Below are 16753 nucleotides of genomic sequence, written 5' to 3'. Positions count from 1 at the left end.
ATGCTGCAGCTGTCATCGCGCGTCGCCGCGCCGCTCGTCCTTCTCGCTTGCGCTCTCGCCGTTCCGGTCGCCGCGAAGGACAAGCTACCGCCCGCACAGCCCGCGCAAATCCGGGAACTCTATGCCTGCCGCGACATCGCCGATCCGGCGGCGCGCCTCGCCTGTTTCGACCGCGAGGTCGGCGAGCTGTCGACCGCCGACCAGGCGCGCGAAATCACCTTCACCGACCGCGAGACCGCCAAGAAGGCGCGGCGGGGGCTGTTCGGCTTTTCCTTCCCCAAGCTCGGCGGAATTTTCGGCGGCGACGAGGATGAGGTCAAGGAAATCGAAACGACGATCCGTTCGGTGAGCATGGACCGCTCGGGCAAATATACGCTGGCGATGGAAGACGACGCGGTGTGGGTGCAGATCGACACGACCAAGCTGCCGCGCCAGCCGAAGGCGGGGCAGAAGGTCAAGATCAAGGTCGCGACGATGGGCAGCTATTTCGCGACGATCGATGGCGGCCGCACGATCCGCATGAAGCGCGACCGCTGATCGCCGGCGCGCGACCGGCATTCGTGACACAGCGATGACGATACAGCGATGAGGGGCGGCGACGCGATCCCGCTTCCGGGGCCGGGCTGTCCGCCCTTCGTGCTGCTCGACGATGCGCGCGCCGAGGGCGCGGCGGCGGCGCGGCTGTTCGTCGATCCGGTCGAGGTGCTGACGGTCCATTCCGCGGCCGAGGTTCCGGCGCTGCTTTCGGCGCTCGAAGCGGCGCAGGCGCGCGGGCTCCATGCGGCGGGCTATCTGACTTACGAGGCAGGCAAGGCGCTCGCGCCGGCGTGGCGCGGTGCGGTCGATGCCGAAACGGGCGATGCGCCGCTCGGCTGGTTCGGGCTGTTTCACACGGTCCGGCGGATCGACGCCGACAAGGTCGCGGACCTGCTCCCCGATCCGGCATCGGCGTGGATCGGCAAGGTCGCACCGCGCGTCGCGCGCGCCGATTATCTGGCGGCGGTCGAAGCCGTGCTCGCACTGATTCGCGCGGGCGACATTTATCAGGCGAACTTCACCTTTCGCGCCGACGTGCCCGTGCTCGGCAATCCGCTCGCGGTTCATGCACGGCTGCGGCGCACCGCGCGGGCGGGTTATGGCGGGGTGATCTGGACCGGCGAACAGGCGATCGTGTCGCACTCGCCCGAGCTCTTCTTCGCGCTGCGCGAAGGGCAGGTAATGGCGCGGCCGATGAAAGGGACCGCGGCACGGCTTGCCGATCCCGCGGCAGATGCCGCCGCGGCGCGCGATCTCGCCGACGATCCCAAACAGCGTGCCGAAAATCTGATGATCGTCGACCTGATCCGCAACGACCTGTCGCGCGTCGCGGTGCCGGGATCGGTCGCGGTGCCCGACCTGTTTCGTGTCGAAAGCTTCCCGACGATCCACCAGCTCGTCTCCGATGTCAGCGCGCGCCTGCCCGAAGGCGCCGGGGCGGTCGACGTGTTGCGCGCCGCCTTCCCGTGCGGATCGATTACGGGAGCGCCGAAGGTGCGCGCGATGGAAATCATCGACGAACTGGAGGCGGGCGCACGCGGGCTTTACACGGGCTCGATCGGGTTCATCGAGCCGGGGGGCGATGCGGCGTTCAATGTCGCGATCCGGACCTTGGTGTTACCGCAAAGCGCCTTGCAGGATGGCCCTGCTTGCGCCACGCTGGGATTGGGATCGGGAATTGTCGCCGACAGCGAACCGGCTGAAGAATGGCGCGAATGCCTGGCCAAGGGGGAATTTGTGGGCGCAGCGGGGGAAAGCTTCGACCTCATCGAAACGATGTTCTTCGACCCGGTCGAAGGCGTCCAGCGGCTCGAGGGGCATCTGGCGCGGATGAAGGCGAGCGCCGCGGCTTTGGGTTTCACCTTCGATCGGCATGGTGCGCGCAACAGCCTGCAATCGGCGACCTTCCGCCTGCGCAACGCCGCGCGGGTGCGGATGCGGCTCGCGCCGTCAGGCGCGCTCGCGGTCGAGGTGTCGCCGCTGCCGCGGCTTGCCGAACTGCCGGTGCCCGTGGCGGTGCGGCCCGCGCCGATGGCCGCCGACGATTTCCGCCTGACACACAAGACGAGCCTCCGCGCTGCCTATGACAGCGCGCGGCACGAGAGCGGCACCGCCGAGGTCGTCTTCGTTGACGAACCCGGTTTCGTCACTGAAGGGAGCTGGAGCAATATCTTCGTCGAGCGCGATGGCCAGCTGCTCACGCCGCCGCTTGCGCTGGGGCTGCTTCCCGGGGTGCTGCGCGCCGAACTGATCGACAAGGGCCGCGCGGTCGAATCGCACCTGCGGATCGCCGATCTGGAGAGCGGATTCTTCATCGGCAATTCGCTGCGCGGACTGATCCCGGCGCGGCTGGCGGACGCTGCGGCATCCTCGATAGGCTGACCTGCCTGCTGCATAGGTAAATTATCAAGCTGCGCGCTTGCGAATATCGGTTAGAGGCTTTAGGCGCGGCCGCGCGCAATTTCCTGTCCTTTTGCAGCCGACCGCGCAAGCCACGGAAGATATCGTCATGTCGCTGAAGCCCCATGTCTCCGCCGCCCTCAACCGCATCCAGCCGTCGGCAACGCTCGCGATGACCGCACGCGTGTCGGCGCTGAAAGCCGCGGGCGTCGATGTGATTGGCCTCAGCGCGGGCGAGCCCGATTTCGACACGCCCGATTTCGTCAAGGAAGCGGCGATCGAGGCGATCCGCAACGGGCAAACCAAATATACGCTCGTCGACGGCACCGTCGCGCTGAAGGAAGCGATCCGCGGCAAGTTTCGCCGCGACAACGGCCTCGAATATGGGCTCGACCAGATTTCGGTGAACGTCGGCGGAAAGCATACGCTGTTCAACGCGCTCGTCGCGACCGTGGACAAGGGCGACGAGGTAATCATCCCCGCGCCCTATTGGGTGAGCTATCCCGACATCGTCGCCTTTGCGGGCGGCACGCCGGTGATCATCGAAGGGACGGCGGCGCAGAATTACAAGATCACTCCGGCGCAACTCGACGCCGCGATCACCGCGAAAACACGCTGGGTGATGTTCAACTCGCCGTCGAACCCGTCGGGCGCCGCCTATTCGGGCGAGGAACTCGACGCGCTCGGCGAAGTCATCCGCCGCCATCCGCATGTGATGGTGATGACCGACGATATGTACGAGCATGTCTGGTACGCCGATTTCGCGTTCACGACCTTTGCGGAGCGTTGCCCCGACCTGATCGACCGCATCCTGACGGTGAACGGCTGTTCGAAAGCCTATGCGATGACCGGCTGGCGTATCGGCTACGCCGGCGGCCCGGCATGGATCATCAAGGCGATGGGCAAGCTCCAGTCGCAGTCGACGTCGAACCCCTGCTCGATCGCACAGGCCGCCGCCGCCGCCGCGCTCGGCGGGCCGCAGCAGTTCCTCGACGACCGCAACGCCGCATTCAAAAAGCGCCGCGACGTGGTCGTCGCGATGCTCAACGACGCGCCGGGGCTCAACTGCCCCGTTCCCGACGGCGCCTTCTATGTCTATCCCGACGCGTCGGGCTGCATCGGCAAGAAGACCCCGGGCGGCCTGCTGATCGACAGCGACGAGAAGCTGATCGACTATTTCCTCGACAGCGCCAAGGTCGCGGCGGTTCACGGCGGCGCCTTTGGCCTGTCGCCGGCATTCCGCGTCTCTTACGCGACGTCGGAAGCGGTGCTCAAGGAAGCATGCGTGCGGATCCAGCGGGCGTGTGCCGCGCTGTCCTGATACCGAAAATGTCGACCCGCATAGGAATTCTGTACCGACCGGTCTTGTAATCGGTATGGCAAAGCCTATTTGAACCTGAACGGCGGTTAACCGCCCGGTTCACCGGATAGTAAGTCATCCGCATTAGGGTGACTGCCATCACTGCACGGCTGGTCTGGGCGCTCCATATCGTCGGTGTAACCAAAGCGGTCCAGGCCGCGAACAGACAGATATGAAAAAAAGAGGTCACCATGCTCTCCATGCTCCGCTCCGACTGGTTCCTGACCATGCTCGCTGGCTTCGCGATTGGCGCGACTTATATCGTGCTCAATCAGCCGGCGCTGCCGATCCCGGCGTGACGCCGCTGCGGCGCAGTCTTTCGCTTCGCGCCGTCACGGCGCTGGTTGCAGGCGCGATCGTTGCGCAATGCACCCCGGCGCAGGCCGAAAGCGTCGTCAAGTTGCCCGCCGCGCTGGTCGATCCCGCCGTCAATGCGAAACGCGCCACCGCGGTGCTCGCGGGCGGCTGTTTCTGGGGCGTCGAAGGCGTCTTTTCCAACGTCAAGGGCGTGATTTCGGTCGAATCGGGCTATCATGGCGGCAACGCCGCGACCGCCAAATATGAGCGGACCCACGACGGCAAGTCGGGCCATGCCGAGGCGGTGCGGATCGTCTATGACCCGTCGCAGATCAGCTACGGCAGCCTGCTCCGCATTCTCTTTTCGGTGATCGCCGACCCGACGCTCAAAAATCGCCAGGGCCCCGACACGGGTCCGCAATATCGCGCCGCGATCGTCCCGCTTGACGCCAGCCAGCGCCAGGTCGCGACCGCCTATCTTTCGCAGATCGGCGGCGGCAAATATTTCGCGAAACCGATCGTCGTGCCGGTCGAGGCGTACAAGCGCTTCTATCCCGCCGAGGCGAATCACCAGGATTTCATGCGCCTGAACCCCAAGAACGGCTATATATTGCGCTGGGATGCGCCCAAGCTCGTGGCATTGAAGCGGCTCTATCCCGATATGGTTCGGGCGAAGCCCGCGCCCTGAAACCGCGCGGTTCCGCCATTGGTCGCGGCAGAAGAATCATTCACCGCAAATCGCTGGCCCCTCCCGCGCGCCTGCGTGACGCAGGAAATGCCCGAGAGGGGTCGGGATAATATAAAAGTCGCAAGTGCGGGGTTCGAATGAAGTTCAGGTTATCCGGCAAGCCGCTCCTCGCAGTGTCGATGAGCGCCGCGGTGCTTGCGGGCTGCGTCAGCAGCGCCGCGATCGTTCCGCAGCCACGCGCGCAGCAGCCGGCGGCGGTGCGCGGTCCGTCCGGTTCGGTGACGGTGCCTATCGGCCAACCGGTGCGCTCGCAGATGCCGCGCCCTGCCGGCCCCGTCGATCCCGGCTTCCGCCGCGCCCCCGCGGGTCTCAACGACCGCATCTATGAACTGTGGCGCGCCTTCCCCGGCAAGACCGGCATCGCTGTGCAGCGCATCGACGGCGAATGGGCGCTGGCGCAGCGCGGGCCCGACTTGTTCCCGCAGCAGAGCGTGTCGAAACTTTGGGTGACGCTGTCGGTGCTCGACGCGGTCGACCAGGGGCGTATGAGCATGGACCAGCGCGTGCGTATCGGTCCCGAGGATTTGACGCTCTTTCACCAGCCACTCGCGGCGCGCGTGCGCTCCGAGGGGCCGGTGACGATGAGCGTCCGCGACCTCATCGAGACCGCGATCACCCACAGCGACAACACCGCGAACGACAGCCTGCTGCGTACCGTCGGCGGCCCGAGCGCGGTGCGTGCCTTCGTCGCCAAAAAGGATCTCGGCTCGATCCGCTTCGGCCCCGGCGAACGGCTGTTGCAGGCGGGGACCGCGGGGCTGACGTGGCAGCAAAGCTATTCGGTCGGCCGCAATTTCGAGACCGCGCGCGCGGCGCTGTCGGCCGCGACGCGCCAGGCCGCGATGAACAATTACCTCGCCAATCCGGTCGATGGTGCAAGCCCTGCGGCGATCGCCAGCGCATTGACGCGGCTCGCACGCGGCACCTTGCTTTCTCCCGAATCGACCGAATATCTGCAAGGCGTGATGAGCCGCACGCGGAGCGGGCCGAGGCGGCTGAAGGCGGGGCTGCCGCCGGGTTGGCAGTTCATGCACAAGACCGGAACCGGGCAGAATCTCGGCGGCATGACCGCGGGCTATAACGACATCGGCATCGCCACTGCGCCCGACGGCACGCGCTATGCGATCGTCGTGATGATGGGCAGCACCACCGCGGGCATTCCCGCGCGCATGGCGCTGATGCAGTCGGTCTCGTCGGCCGTCGCCGAATATCACGGAAGGTAATCCAGGATGAAGCTTGCTGCCTTGCCGCTGGTCGTGCTGTCGCTCGCGCTCGCGGGATGCGCGACGCCCGAGACGCGGCTGCGCACCGGGCTCAACAACGCCGGCCTGTCGAAGGCGATGTCGGCGTGCATGGCCGAACGCATGGTCGACCGGCTCTCGCTGGTCCAGCTGCGCCGCCTGTCGGCGCTCGGCAGCCTCAAGGACAAGCGCGTCACCGATCTCTCGCTCGACCAGTTCTTCCACAAGGTCCGCGCGCTCAAGGACCCCGAAATCCTGACGGTGTCGACCAGCTCGGCGGCGCTCTGCGCGCTGCGCTAAACCTCAGTCGCCCGGAAAACGGACGACGAGGTTCGGCGGCGGAAAACTGTCCCGAACGGTTTCGGAACGGTCGACGGGCGGCCATGTCTCGCCGCGGAAAAAGTCGTCGATCGCCCCATATTGCCCCAGCCGCGTAAGCGAGGTGATGACATAGGGCTGCCCCTCGGCGCCAAGGATCGACGCGCGGTCGGCGAGATGGAAGTGCAGGTGCGGCGCGCTCGCCTGTCCGGTGAAGCCGAGGAAGCCGACGACCTGCCCGGCCTTGACGCGATCGCCCACCGCGACCGGCGCGCCCTGCTTCAGATGTTCATAGGTCGCGATGCGCCCACCGCCGATGTCGAGCATGACGAAATTGCCGCTGGCATCGGCGATGCCGGGCCTCGGTCTGCCCGATATGGTGGCGGGGTCGGGGACATCATCGCGCACCGCAACGATCGTGCCGTCGGCGACCGCGAGCACCTCGGCGCCGAAGCCATAGTGGTTCGCCGGAATATTGGCGTCGCCCGACGACAGCTTGCCGCTGGTGTCGATCTTCATCCAGTCGATCGCAAAGCGGCCGGGCAGGGTGGCCGATCCTTCGGTAGCGTAGAAGACGCGGCGATGGCCGCGTTCCATGCCGGGATCGTACACCGCGACCCACGGGCCGTCGCGTAAGGGCGGCGAAAGGCGGGGCAGGGCGGCGGTATCGATCTTCGCGAGTCCGCCCGTCACCGTGAAGATCGCGCCGGTGCCGTCGGCGACGACTTCGCTCAATCTCAGGTCGTGCGTGATTAGGCCGCTGGCGAGACCCGCGGGAGCAGGTGCGTTGACATAGAGGACCGCTCGGCGTCCCGGGGCGATCGTGCGCGTGTCGGTCGTGTCGTTGGGGCCTACGGTCGCGATTGCTGCCGCCAGTTCGTCGCCGGCATAGGTCTTGACCGGCGCGCTGCGCCCGTCCGCCTTGACGATCAGTTCGTCGAGCCGAAGCGGCCGGCTGGAAAAATTCGTCAGGTGGATTTCATAGACGAGCTGGTCGCTTTTGCCGATGCGGACGACATTTGGCGCTCCGGCGACATCGACGTCGATCGCTTGCTGCGCGAGGCCCTCGTCTGAACCTGCGAACGCCAGCAACGCCAAAATCATGACTTTTATCTGCACCTTGGGCTCCCCCGTTTCCGCACGCGCCCTGGCGGGACTATCAGGGAAAGTTTCAGGCGTCACTATCAGGAGCCGGCGGCGTCGGCCCGGTCTGCCGCACCGACCCCGCTAGGGGTAGAATTGCCGCCAAACTTGTGCTTAGGCGGCGCCGATCCTCTCCCCTTCCAGAGTCGAAAGGCCCGGCAGACCTCATGAACATCCACGAATATCAGGCGAAAGAACTGCTCGCGAAATATGGCGTTGCCGTGCCCAAGGGCATTGCCGCGATGACCGTCGAGGAAGCCGTCGCGGCGGCGAAGCAGCTCCCCGGGCCGCTCTATGTCGTGAAGTCGCAGATCCACGCGGGCGGCCGCGGCAAGGGCAAGTTCAAGGAACTCGGCCCCGATGCAAAGGGCGGCGTCCGCCTCGCCAAGACCATCGAGGAAGTCGAAGCGCACGCCAAGGACATGCTCGGCAACACGCTGGTGACGATCCAGACCGGCGACGCCGGCAAGCAGGTCAATCGCCTCTACATCACCGATGGCGCCGACATTAAGCAGGAATTCTACCTGGCGCTGCTCGTCGACCGTGGTTCGAGCCGCATCGCGGTCGTCGCCTCGACCGAAGGCGGCATGGACATCGAAACCGTCGCGCACGACACGCCCGAAAAGATCCACACGATCATCATCGATCCCGCCACGGGCTTGCAGCCGTACCATGGCCGTGCCGTTTCGGCGGCGCTGGGTCTGTCGGGCGATCTCGCCAAGCAAGCCGCCAAGGTTCTTGCAGGGCTTTATGATGCGTTTCTCGGCACCGATGCCGAGCAGATCGAAATCAACCCGCTCGCCGTCTGCGAAGGCGCGAATGGCGACGAACTGCTCGTGCTCGACGCCAAGGTGGCGTTCGACGGCAATGCGATGTTCCGTCACAAGGATCTCGCCGAGCTGCGCGACTTGACCGAAGAAGACCCGGCCGAGGTCGAGGCGTCGGAATATGACCTCGCCTACATCAAGCTCGACGGCAACATCGGCTGCATGGTGAACGGCGCGGGCCTCGCGATGGCGACGATGGACATCATCAAGCTCAACGGCGAATTCCCTGCCAACTTCCTCGACGTCGGTGGCGGCGCTTCGAAGGAAAAGGTCACCGCGGCGTTCAAGATCATCCTCAAGGACCCCGCCGTGAAGGGTATCCTCGTGAACATCTTCGGCGGCATCATGAAGTGCGACATCATCGCCGACGGCATCGTCGCCGCGGCGAAGGAAGTGAACCTCTCGGTTCCGCTCGTCGTCCGCCTCGAAGGCACGAACGTCCAGGAAGGCAAGGACATTCTCGCCAATTCGGGCCTGCCGATCGTTGCGGCCAACGATCTCGGCGACGCGGCAAAGAAAATCGTCGCCGAGGTGAACAAGGCGGCGTGATAGAGAAGTATCCTCTCCCGCTTGCGGGAGAGGATGGGAAGACTCGGCGGCTTGCCGCCTAGTCGGACTTGGTGAGGGCCTGCGACGTCGCGTTGTTGCCCACACCGCTGCGACTAAGCGGACAAAGTCCGCGAGTCTCGCTGCCTCTCCCGCAAGCGGGAGAGGTGGGACTGCCAGTTGACGTTTACGTAAACGCCAATTATGGCGCAGTGCACAATTTTTCGAGAGGAGCTGTCGAAGCTATGAAAATCCTCGTCCCCGTAAAGCGGGTGCTCGATTACAACGTGAAGCCGCGGGTCAAGTCCGACGGCACCGGTGTCGACCTGGCCAATGTCAAAATGTCGATGAACCCGTTCGACGAGATCGGTGTCGAAGAAGCGATTCGCCTTAAGGAAAAGGGCGTCGCGACCGAAATCATCGCCGTCAGCGTCGGCCCGCAAAAGGCGCAGGAAACGCTGCGCACCGCGCTCGCGATGGGTGCCGACCGCGCGATCCTGGTGATGACCGATGACGCCGTCGAGCCGCTCGCGCTCGCGAAGATCTTCAAGGCGATTGCAGACGCCGAACAGCCCGGCCTTGTCATCCTTGGCAAACAGGCGATCGATGACGACAACAACCAGACCGGCCAGATGCTCGCTGCACTGACCGGCTGGGCGCAGGGCACCTTCGCCAGCGCGGTGAACGTCGAAGGCGACAGCGTTAGCGTCACCCGCGAAGTCGACGGCGGCCTCGAAACGGTGAAGCTGAAGCTTCCCGCGATCGTCACCACCGACCTTCGCCTGAACGAGCCGCGCTATGCCTCGCTGCCGAATATCATGAAGGCGAAGGCGAAGCCGCTCGATACCAAGTCGCCCGCCGATTATGGCGTCGACACGACGCCGCGCGTCAAGACGGTCAAGGTTTCGGAACCGCCCGTCCGCGCGGCCGGCGTCAAGGTCGCCGATGTCGATGAACTGGTTGCCAAGCTGAAAGCGCTGGGAGTGCACTCATGAAAACTCTGGTTTGGGTCGAACATGACGGCAAGGTCGTCAAGGACGCCACGCTCGCGGTGGTCACTGCCGCGTCGAAGCTCGGCGAAGTCCATCTGCTCGTCGCCGGTAGCGGCGTCGATGCGGTCGCCAAGGAAGCCGCGGCGATCGCCGGCGTCGGCAAGGTGCATGTCGCCGACAACGCTGCCTTCGGACACAATTTGCCCGAAAATATCGCGCCGCTCGTCGCCGATCTGATGGCCTCGCACGACGCGTTCCTCGCGCCTGCGACCACGACCGGCAAGAATATCGCGCCGCGCGTCGCCGCTTTGCTCGACGTGATGCAGATTTCGGAAATCCTGTCGGTCGAGGGTCCCAAGACCTTCACCCGCCCGATCTACGCCGGCAACGCGATCGCGACTGTCGAATCGTCGGACGCAAAGCTGGTTCTGACCGTTCGCGGCACCGCCTTTGAAAAGGCCGCGACCTCGGGCGGTTCGGGCGCGGTCGAAGCCGTCTCGGCTGGTGGCGACACCGGCATCTCGAGCTTCGTCGGCGCTGAAATCGCCAAGTCGGAGCGTCCCGAACTCACCTCGGCCAAGATCATCGTGTCGGGCGGCCGCGCGCTCGGTTCGAGCGAGAAGTATGAGGAAGTGATCGTGCCGCTCGCTGACAAACTCGGCGCCGCACTCGGTGCTTCGCGCGCCGCGGTCGATGCGGGCTATGTCCCCAACGACTATCAGGTCGGCCAGACCGGCAAGATCGTCGCGCCGCAGGTCTATTTCGCGATCGGCATCTCGGGCGCGATCCAGCATCTCGCCGGCATGAAGGATTCGAAGACGATCGTCGCGATCAACAAGGACGAGGACGCCCCGATCTTCCAGGTCGCCGACTTCGGCCTCGTCGCCGATCTGTTCAACGCCGTTCCCGAACTGACCGGCAAGATCTAAGCGGCAACCGCCGTGGCCGGTAATCATCCCGGAGTGCCCGGACTGGGCGACGCGCCGTTCAACGCCGGCGGTCGCCGCGCGGCGCGGGGCGGCCCGGATCGGAACGAAGAAAATAACGAAGCGGCCGGGGGCGAAGCTCACGGCCGCTCGTTGACTCTGGCGAGCGTCGCGCGCGATGCGCGGCTCGACAGGAAATTCCTGCTGCTGATAATCCTGGCCGCGGCGATCGCGACGCTCGGCCTGCTGCAAAGCTCGACCGCCGTCGTGATCGGCGCGATGCTCGTGTCGCCGCTGATGGGCCCGATCATGGGCGTCGGTTTTGGCCTCGCGACGCTCGAAAGCAATCTGATCCGCCGCTCGCTGGTCACCCTCGCCGCCGGGATGGCGGTGGCCATCCTCGTCGCAATGTTGATCATCTGGTTGTCGCCGATCCGCGACGTCACTCCCGAATTGCGCGCGCGGACGCAGCCGACCTTGCTCGACCTCGGCGTCGCGGTCGTCGGCGGTATCGCCGGCGTCTATGCGATCATGCGCAAGCTGTCGGGGGTGATGGTCGGCGTCGCGATCGCGACGGCGCTGGTGCCGCCGCTGTCGACCGTCGGTTTCGGTCTCGTCACGGGACGGTTCGATTTCGCGCTCGGCGCGGCGCTGCTGTTCCTCACCAACACGCTTGCCATCGCCTTTGCCGCGACCATCGTCGCGCGGCTCAATCACTTCGGCCCGTCACTGACACGGCAGCACACAGCGATGCAGGTCGCCGGGATCGTGGTGACGCTGGGCATTCTTTCGATCCCGCTCGCGCTGACGCTCAACGGCCTCGCGGGCGAGGTGCGGGCGCGGTCGGTGGTGCAAACCGAGCTGCGCTTGCTGCTGGGCGAGGGCGATCGCATCGACAGCCTGAACGTGCGGATGGAGCGCGACGCGGTAGCGGTCGATGGCGTGGTGCTCGTCGATCGTTACGCCGCGCAGCTTGACACCCGGCTTGCCGCGAAGATCCGCGGCGAGCTTGACCGCGAGACCCGCGTCAGCATCGTCCAGCTGCGGCAACAGACCAACGCCGCGGTGCAGGTCGAGGAACAGTTCAATCGCCGCCTCGCCACGCTTGAACAGCGCGAGGAAGATGCCCGCGCGATCCTCGCCGAGCTGATGGTCGGCGGCCTTGTGGTGCGCGAGGCGATCCTGATCGACGCGCAGGCGCGCCGGGTCGTCGTGCAGCGCAATCGCGAACTTGAGCACGAACAGGTGGCGGCGGCGATGGACCGCATCATCGCGTCGGTGCAGACGGGCCATCCGCAATGGCTGATACAGAATGGTAGCCTGACCACCGCAAAGGCGCCCGCGGCGGAAGCTGCCGCGACCGAATAGGCTTGCGCAGACCTATTCTGGTTGACCGGTGGCGCCCGATCCCATGTGATGCGCGCCGAACCCGGCGGCCGGCCGGGCAGGGGAGGGGAGGGGCGATATGCGCGGCAAGCGACTGGCGTTGGCGATGATGATGGCGAGTGCGGGCCTGGCGGCGAGCGCTCCCCCACTGCACGCGCAGACCGCGCCGCTCGAAGTGCTGGCGATCGACAAGGCGCGGATCGATACCGCGCTGAAGGCGATGATCGCCGACGGCCGCGCGGCGGGCACCTCGGCGTTGATCTGGCAGGACGGGCGCGAGGTCTATTTCGGCACTGCGGGAATGGCCGACCGCGAAGCGAAGCGCCCGATGCGCCGCGACACGATCGCGCGAATCTATTCGATGACGAAGCCCGTCACCGGCGTCGCGCTGATGCAGCTGTGGGAGGCGGGCAAGTTCCACCTCGACGATCCGCTCGCCAAATATTTGCCCGAATATGCGAACATGCGCGTCTATGCTGGCAAGGATGCCGCGGGCCAGCCGCGCTACGTTGCCGCCGAACGGCCGATTACGGTGCGCGACATCATGCGCCACACCGCGGGCTTTGCTTATGGTGCCGGGCCGACGCCCGCGCACGACGCCTATGTCGCGGCCGAGCCGCTGGCGCTGACAATCCCGCTTGCCGAGGCAAGCCGACGACTAGCCACGGTGCCTCTGCTGTATCAGCCGGGCACCCAGTGGGAATATAGCATCGCGGTCGATGTGCAGGCGGCGCTGGTAGAGAAGCTCTCGGGCCAGCCCTTCGCCGATTATGTCCGCATCCATATCTTCGAACCGCTCAAAATGCGGGAGACCGCATGGCGCCAGCCCGACGCGCGGCTGCCGCGCTTTGCGGCGATGAATGTGAAGAAGGACGGCAAGCTGACCCAGCAGCCGGCGGCCGAGGCGCAGGTGCTGAATTTCAGGGATCATGCGCTGACCCCCGGGGGCTTCGGCCTCGCCTCGACGCTTGACGATTATCAGCGCTTCGCCCGCATGTTGCTGAACAAGGGGGAACTCGACGGCGCGCGCATCCTCAAACCCTCGACCGTCAAGCTGATGGCGACCGACCAGCTCGACCCGGCGATCACCGAACGCGCGTGGCTCCCCGGCAAGGGCGCGGTCGGCTTCGGTTTCGACTTCGCGGTCCGCAAATCGCCGCCGCAGAACCGCCAGGAAAATCGCGGCGCGACGGGTGAATATTTCTGGGATGGCATGGCATCGACCCTCTTCTGGGTCGATCCGGCGAACAAGCTGACCGCGGTCTTCTTCGTCCAGACCATCCCCTATGACGGCACGCTCCACCGCGATTTCCGCGCCGCGGTTTATGGACTGGATTATAAGGGGCCGACGGGCGACTGAGGGGCGGCCTTGGGGCTGTCATCCTTTTGTCATCGCGATGCCGTTGAGCGGCACGAGGAGTTTATTCGATGTCCCAACCCGATAAACGCACCCTGCTCGCCGAAGGTCTTGCGGCCGGCGAGGACGATGGCGCGCTCCATGCGCGCCTCGCCGCCGCGGGCGTGTCGGCGGCGGCGGCGAAATATGAGGTCGACCGGCTGGCGAAGGATCCGATGGCGGCGATGCTCCGCAGGCAGGCGGCGCGGATGGCGAAACAGGGCTGGGTGCTCGCCAATCAGGAGCGGCTGGCGCGCGAAGCCGACGGCGGCTTCGCGCTCGACACGCTGGCTACCCCCGATGCCGGGCATTTCTACCGCCGCTATTACGAGGTCAACCGGCCCGCAAAGCTGACGGGTATCATCGACCATTGGCCGGCGCTGGCGCGCTGGTCGCTCGACCATTTTGCCGCGGTCGCGGGCGACGCCGTCGTCGAGGCGCAGGTCGAACGCGAACGCGACCCCGATTACGAACTCGTGAAAGATGATCACCGCCGTCCCGTCCGCTTCGCCGAACTGATCGACTGGCTCCGCAAGGGCGAGGCGAGCAACGACATCTACCTCACCGCCTATAACAGCGGCGCCAACGCCGCGGCGCTCGCTCCCTTGTGGGACGATATGGCGCCGATCGCGCTGATCGACGGCACGCGAACGCGCGACGGCTTTTTCTGGCTCGGCCCCAAGGGGACGCTCACCCCATGGCATCACGATCTCACCAACAATCTGCTCGTGCAGGTGATCGGGCGAAAGCGTGTGCGCATGGCGCCGCCGTGGGCGTTCGCGCGGATGCGCAACAGTCGCCACTGCTTTTCCGAGTGGGGCAATGAAGCGCTGCCCGCGGGCGATGGCGATTCGGCCGTACCGCCGGTCCTCGAAACAGTCATCGGGCCGGGCGAGGCCATCTTTTTGCCCGTTGGCTGGTGGCACCAGATCGAAGCGCTCGACCTCTCCGCCAGCATGAGTTTTACAAGCTTTCGCCGGCCCAATGTCCATGTCGAGGATTATGCGTCTTGGGGCGAACTATAGGCAGAAACTCATATAAAATCTTCTTTATATGTGATTTTTTACTTGCGCGATATTTTGACCGGGCCTAACGGCGCACTCCCCCGGCCAGTCGGCGGGGCGGACATCGACGGATCGGGGTTTCGCGAAGCCCGCCCGCATCGACCGGCCCTGCCGGTTCGCTGTACGGATGCCGCCACGTTTGGCCAGGTTTGCGGATGTAGCTCAGCGGGAGAGCGTCGGTCTTCAATGGCCGGAGGTCATAGGTTCGAATCCTGTCGTCTGCACCATTGGTTAGCTCAGTGGGAGAGCACAAGGTTTAGGTCCTTGGTGTCGCGGGTTCGAATCCTGCACCAAAACCGGTCCTTTGCACGACCAACAGCCTGATAAGCTGTAACAGTCTCGAAACTGTCTTTGCAATTAATGGGTTCGGGGACCGGCTTGCCGAAGAGACGGCGCCGCCGTTTGGCCAATGCCTTTGGGCAAAGGTCAGCGTTGGCGTCCAATCCAAAGCCATGCCGGAAAGCTTGGCAGGCGATGAAGGCCGCGCTGCGTTGGCACCGGGTGCCGGGGTTTTCGAACCCCGTCGCTCCGTGTCGTCGCGGCAACGTCCCCTCGCGTCCTTCCCGCTTGCCGCTATGCCGCCGGTCCCCGTGCCTTTGGGCTCGGGGGATTATGCAACCCAAGGAAGAAAGGAAATCGGCGTGCCGTAGCGCAGATTGAGAATGGTGAATGAAATGATGAAGCGATTGATCGATATGCTGATGGGACGGGAAACCGTGCTCATCGACGAAAATGAACGGGCGATCTGGCTCTACAAGGGCGCGGTTCGCGGTATCCTGGGGCCGGGCGAGCATGTGCTGCCGAACCGCAACGGTTCGCTGCGCCTCGAAATCCAGCCCCTGGGTTTGATGCTGTTCAAATCGGCCTATGAGCAAGCGGTGCTCGAAAAACTGCCGGTCGATGCGGCGACGCATCTGACGGTCGTCCGCACGGCCGAGAACGAGGTTGCTGTCATCGAACGCGATGGAATCATCAACACCATTCTTGGTCCCGACGACAAGCTGATCCTGTGGACCGACGCAGGCCCGTGGAAGGCGGCGCATGTTGACATCGCGGACAGCCCGCGGGTCGAGGCGAAGCTGCTCCAGCGGCTGCAGAAGGCCGGCAAGACGCAGCTTGTCACGCGTGTCGAGGTCGACGAGGGCAAGACCGCGCTCGTCAGCATCGACGGGCGGATGACCGATCGGCTCGAACCGGGCGTCTATGGCTACTGGAACCCGGGTCGGAAGATCGCCGCGAAGCTGGTCGACCTGACCCGCCAGGCGCTCGACGTCACGGGACAGGAAGTGCTGACCCGCGACCGCGTGACGCTGCGGATCAACATCAGCGCCGAATACCGCGTTGCCGATCCGCTGCTCGCGGTGTCGAGCGTGAAGGACTTCGCCGATGCGCTCTACCGGGCGCTGCAGCTGGCCTTTCGCAAGACGCTCGGCGCGCTGACGCTCGACCAGATCCTTGAAAACAAGGTGACGGTCGATGCCGAGGCGGCGGACAAGGTCCGTGCCGATATGGCGGCGATCGGGATCGAGGTCTCCGACATCGCGCTCAAGGATGTGATCCTGCCGGGCGAGATGCGCGAGATCCTGAACCGGGTCGTTGCGGTGCAGAAGGAGGCGGAGGCGAATGTCATCCGCCGGCGTGAGGAAACGAACGCGACGCGCTCGCTGCTCAACACGGCGAAGGTCATGGCCGAAAACCCGGTCATGCTCCGCCTGAAGGAGCTCGAGGCGCTGGAAAGCATCGCGGGCAAGGTCGAGCGGCTGACGGTGACGAACGGCACCGAAGGCTTGCTCAACGACCTGGTGCGCCTGCGCGACTGAAGGGGAAGGGGCCGGTGCGAACCGGCCCCTTTTTCGTTATCGGGACCGGAAACCCGATTTCACTTGCTAAATGCCATGGCCGTTTGCTGCACGTTGCGGCGTCATTTTCGCTTTCTTGATCGCCGGCCATCCTGACGCGATTGGCGGCTTGCGCTCGCTGCTCTTAGTCCGCACCATCGTGGCATGACGGCTCATCCTGCCTTGCTCCCTGCGTTGCTGACCCGTGTTGTCGGCGCCGGTGTTTTGTCGGGTC

General features: G+C 65.2%; 15 protein-coding genes and 1 tRNA gene. 14 read left to right on the top strand and 2 right to left on the bottom strand.

The window, feature by feature from the left end; translation table 11 throughout:
• The 6 genes from ACREBX_RS02070 to ACREBX_RS02045 all read left to right on the top strand — a co-directional run bounded on the left by ACREBX_RS02070 (position 1) and on the right by ACREBX_RS02045 (position 6382).
• Positions 1–537 carry a hypothetical protein gene (locus tag ACREBX_RS02070; protein ID WP_431560094.1) on the top strand — a complete coding sequence of 179 codons (537 nt, stop codon included), beginning with the start codon at positions 1–3 and terminating at the stop codon, positions 535–537.
• Positions 538–585: 48 nt separating this feature from the next.
• Positions 586–2418 carry an aminodeoxychorismate synthase component I gene (gene pabB / locus ACREBX_RS02065; RefSeq protein ID WP_431560093.1) on the top strand — a complete coding sequence of 611 codons (1833 nt, stop codon included), beginning with the start codon at positions 586–588 and terminating at the stop codon, positions 2416–2418.
• A gap of 127 nt (positions 2419–2545) precedes the next feature.
• Complete coding sequence (locus tag ACREBX_RS02060) at positions 2546–3757, top strand: pyridoxal phosphate-dependent aminotransferase (protein ID WP_431560092.1); 1212 nt, start codon at positions 2546–2548, stop codon at positions 3755–3757.
• Positions 3758–4100: 343 nt separating this feature from the next.
• Positions 4101–4781, top strand: coding sequence for a peptide-methionine (S)-S-oxide reductase MsrA (msrA, locus tag ACREBX_RS02055; RefSeq protein ID WP_431560126.1), 681 nt, complete (start codon positions 4101–4103; stop codon positions 4779–4781).
• Between the two features lie 137 nt (positions 4782–4918).
• Positions 4919–6064 carry a serine hydrolase gene (locus ACREBX_RS02050; protein WP_431560091.1) on the top strand — a complete coding sequence of 382 codons (1146 nt, stop codon included), beginning with the start codon at positions 4919–4921 and terminating at the stop codon, positions 6062–6064.
• Positions 6065–6070: 6 nt separating this feature from the next.
• Complete coding sequence (locus tag ACREBX_RS02045; RefSeq protein ID WP_431560090.1) at positions 6071–6382, top strand: hypothetical protein; 312 nt, start codon at positions 6071–6073, stop codon at positions 6380–6382.
• 3 nt (positions 6383–6385) lie between these two features.
• Here ACREBX_RS02045 and ACREBX_RS02040 read toward each other — a convergent pair whose 3' ends face one another.
• A complete protein-coding gene (locus ACREBX_RS02040) occupies positions 6386–7519 on the bottom strand; it encodes a M23 family metallopeptidase (protein ID WP_431560089.1) in 1134 nt (377 codons plus the stop codon).
• Positions 7520–7710: 191 nt separating this feature from the next.
• On the opposite strand from ACREBX_RS02040, the gene sucC reads away from it, so the two are divergent.
• The 8 genes from sucC to ACREBX_RS02000 all read left to right on the top strand — a co-directional run bounded on the left by sucC (position 7711) and on the right by ACREBX_RS02000 (position 16500).
• Complete coding sequence (gene sucC, locus ACREBX_RS02035; RefSeq protein WP_431560088.1) at positions 7711–8919, top strand: ADP-forming succinate--CoA ligase subunit beta; 1209 nt, start codon at positions 7711–7713, stop codon at positions 8917–8919.
• Between the two features lie 242 nt (positions 8920–9161).
• Complete coding sequence (locus ACREBX_RS02030; RefSeq protein ID WP_431560087.1) at positions 9162–9911, top strand: electron transfer flavoprotein subunit beta/FixA family protein; 750 nt, start codon at positions 9162–9164, stop codon at positions 9909–9911.
• The gene (locus ACREBX_RS02025; RefSeq protein ID WP_431560086.1) at positions 9908–10837 is read left to right on the top strand and encodes an electron transfer flavoprotein subunit alpha/FixB family protein; all 930 of its coding nucleotides are present in this window, start codon (positions 9908–9910) and stop codon (positions 10835–10837) included. Before ACREBX_RS02030 ends, ACREBX_RS02025 begins: the two co-directional genes overlap by 4 nt.
• A gap of 12 nt (positions 10838–10849) precedes the next feature.
• Entirely contained in the window at positions 10850–12202 is a 1353-nt protein-coding gene (locus tag ACREBX_RS02020; RefSeq protein WP_431560085.1) for a DUF389 domain-containing protein, read from the top strand.
• Between the two features lie 97 nt (positions 12203–12299).
• Entirely contained in the window at positions 12300–13580 is a 1281-nt protein-coding gene (locus tag ACREBX_RS02015) for a serine hydrolase domain-containing protein (RefSeq protein ID WP_431560084.1), read from the top strand.
• 68 nt (positions 13581–13648) lie between these two features.
• Positions 13649–14641 (top strand): cupin-like domain-containing protein, encoded by a 993-nt coding sequence (locus ACREBX_RS02010; protein WP_431560083.1) that lies wholly within the window; start codon positions 13649–13651, stop codon positions 14639–14641.
• Positions 14642–14905: 264 nt separating this feature from the next.
• A tRNA-Leu gene (locus ACREBX_RS02005) sits at positions 14906–14976 on the top strand.
• Between the two features lie 378 nt (positions 14977–15354).
• Positions 15355–16500 (top strand): slipin family protein, encoded by a 1146-nt coding sequence (locus ACREBX_RS02000; RefSeq protein ID WP_431560082.1) that lies wholly within the window; start codon positions 15355–15357, stop codon positions 16498–16500.
• A gap of 66 nt (positions 16501–16566) precedes the next feature.
• Here the strand turns inward: ACREBX_RS02000 and ACREBX_RS01995 are convergent.
• Positions 16567–16753: hypothetical protein (locus tag ACREBX_RS01995; protein ID WP_431560081.1), on the bottom strand; the 187-nt coding region annotated here is incomplete at its 5' end.

Source organism: Sphingopyxis sp. (assembly GCF_050725655.1).
Classification (GTDB): domain Bacteria; phylum Pseudomonadota; class Alphaproteobacteria; order Sphingomonadales; family Sphingomonadaceae; genus Sphingopyxis.
This window is presented reverse-complemented; position numbering and strand designations above follow the sequence as displayed.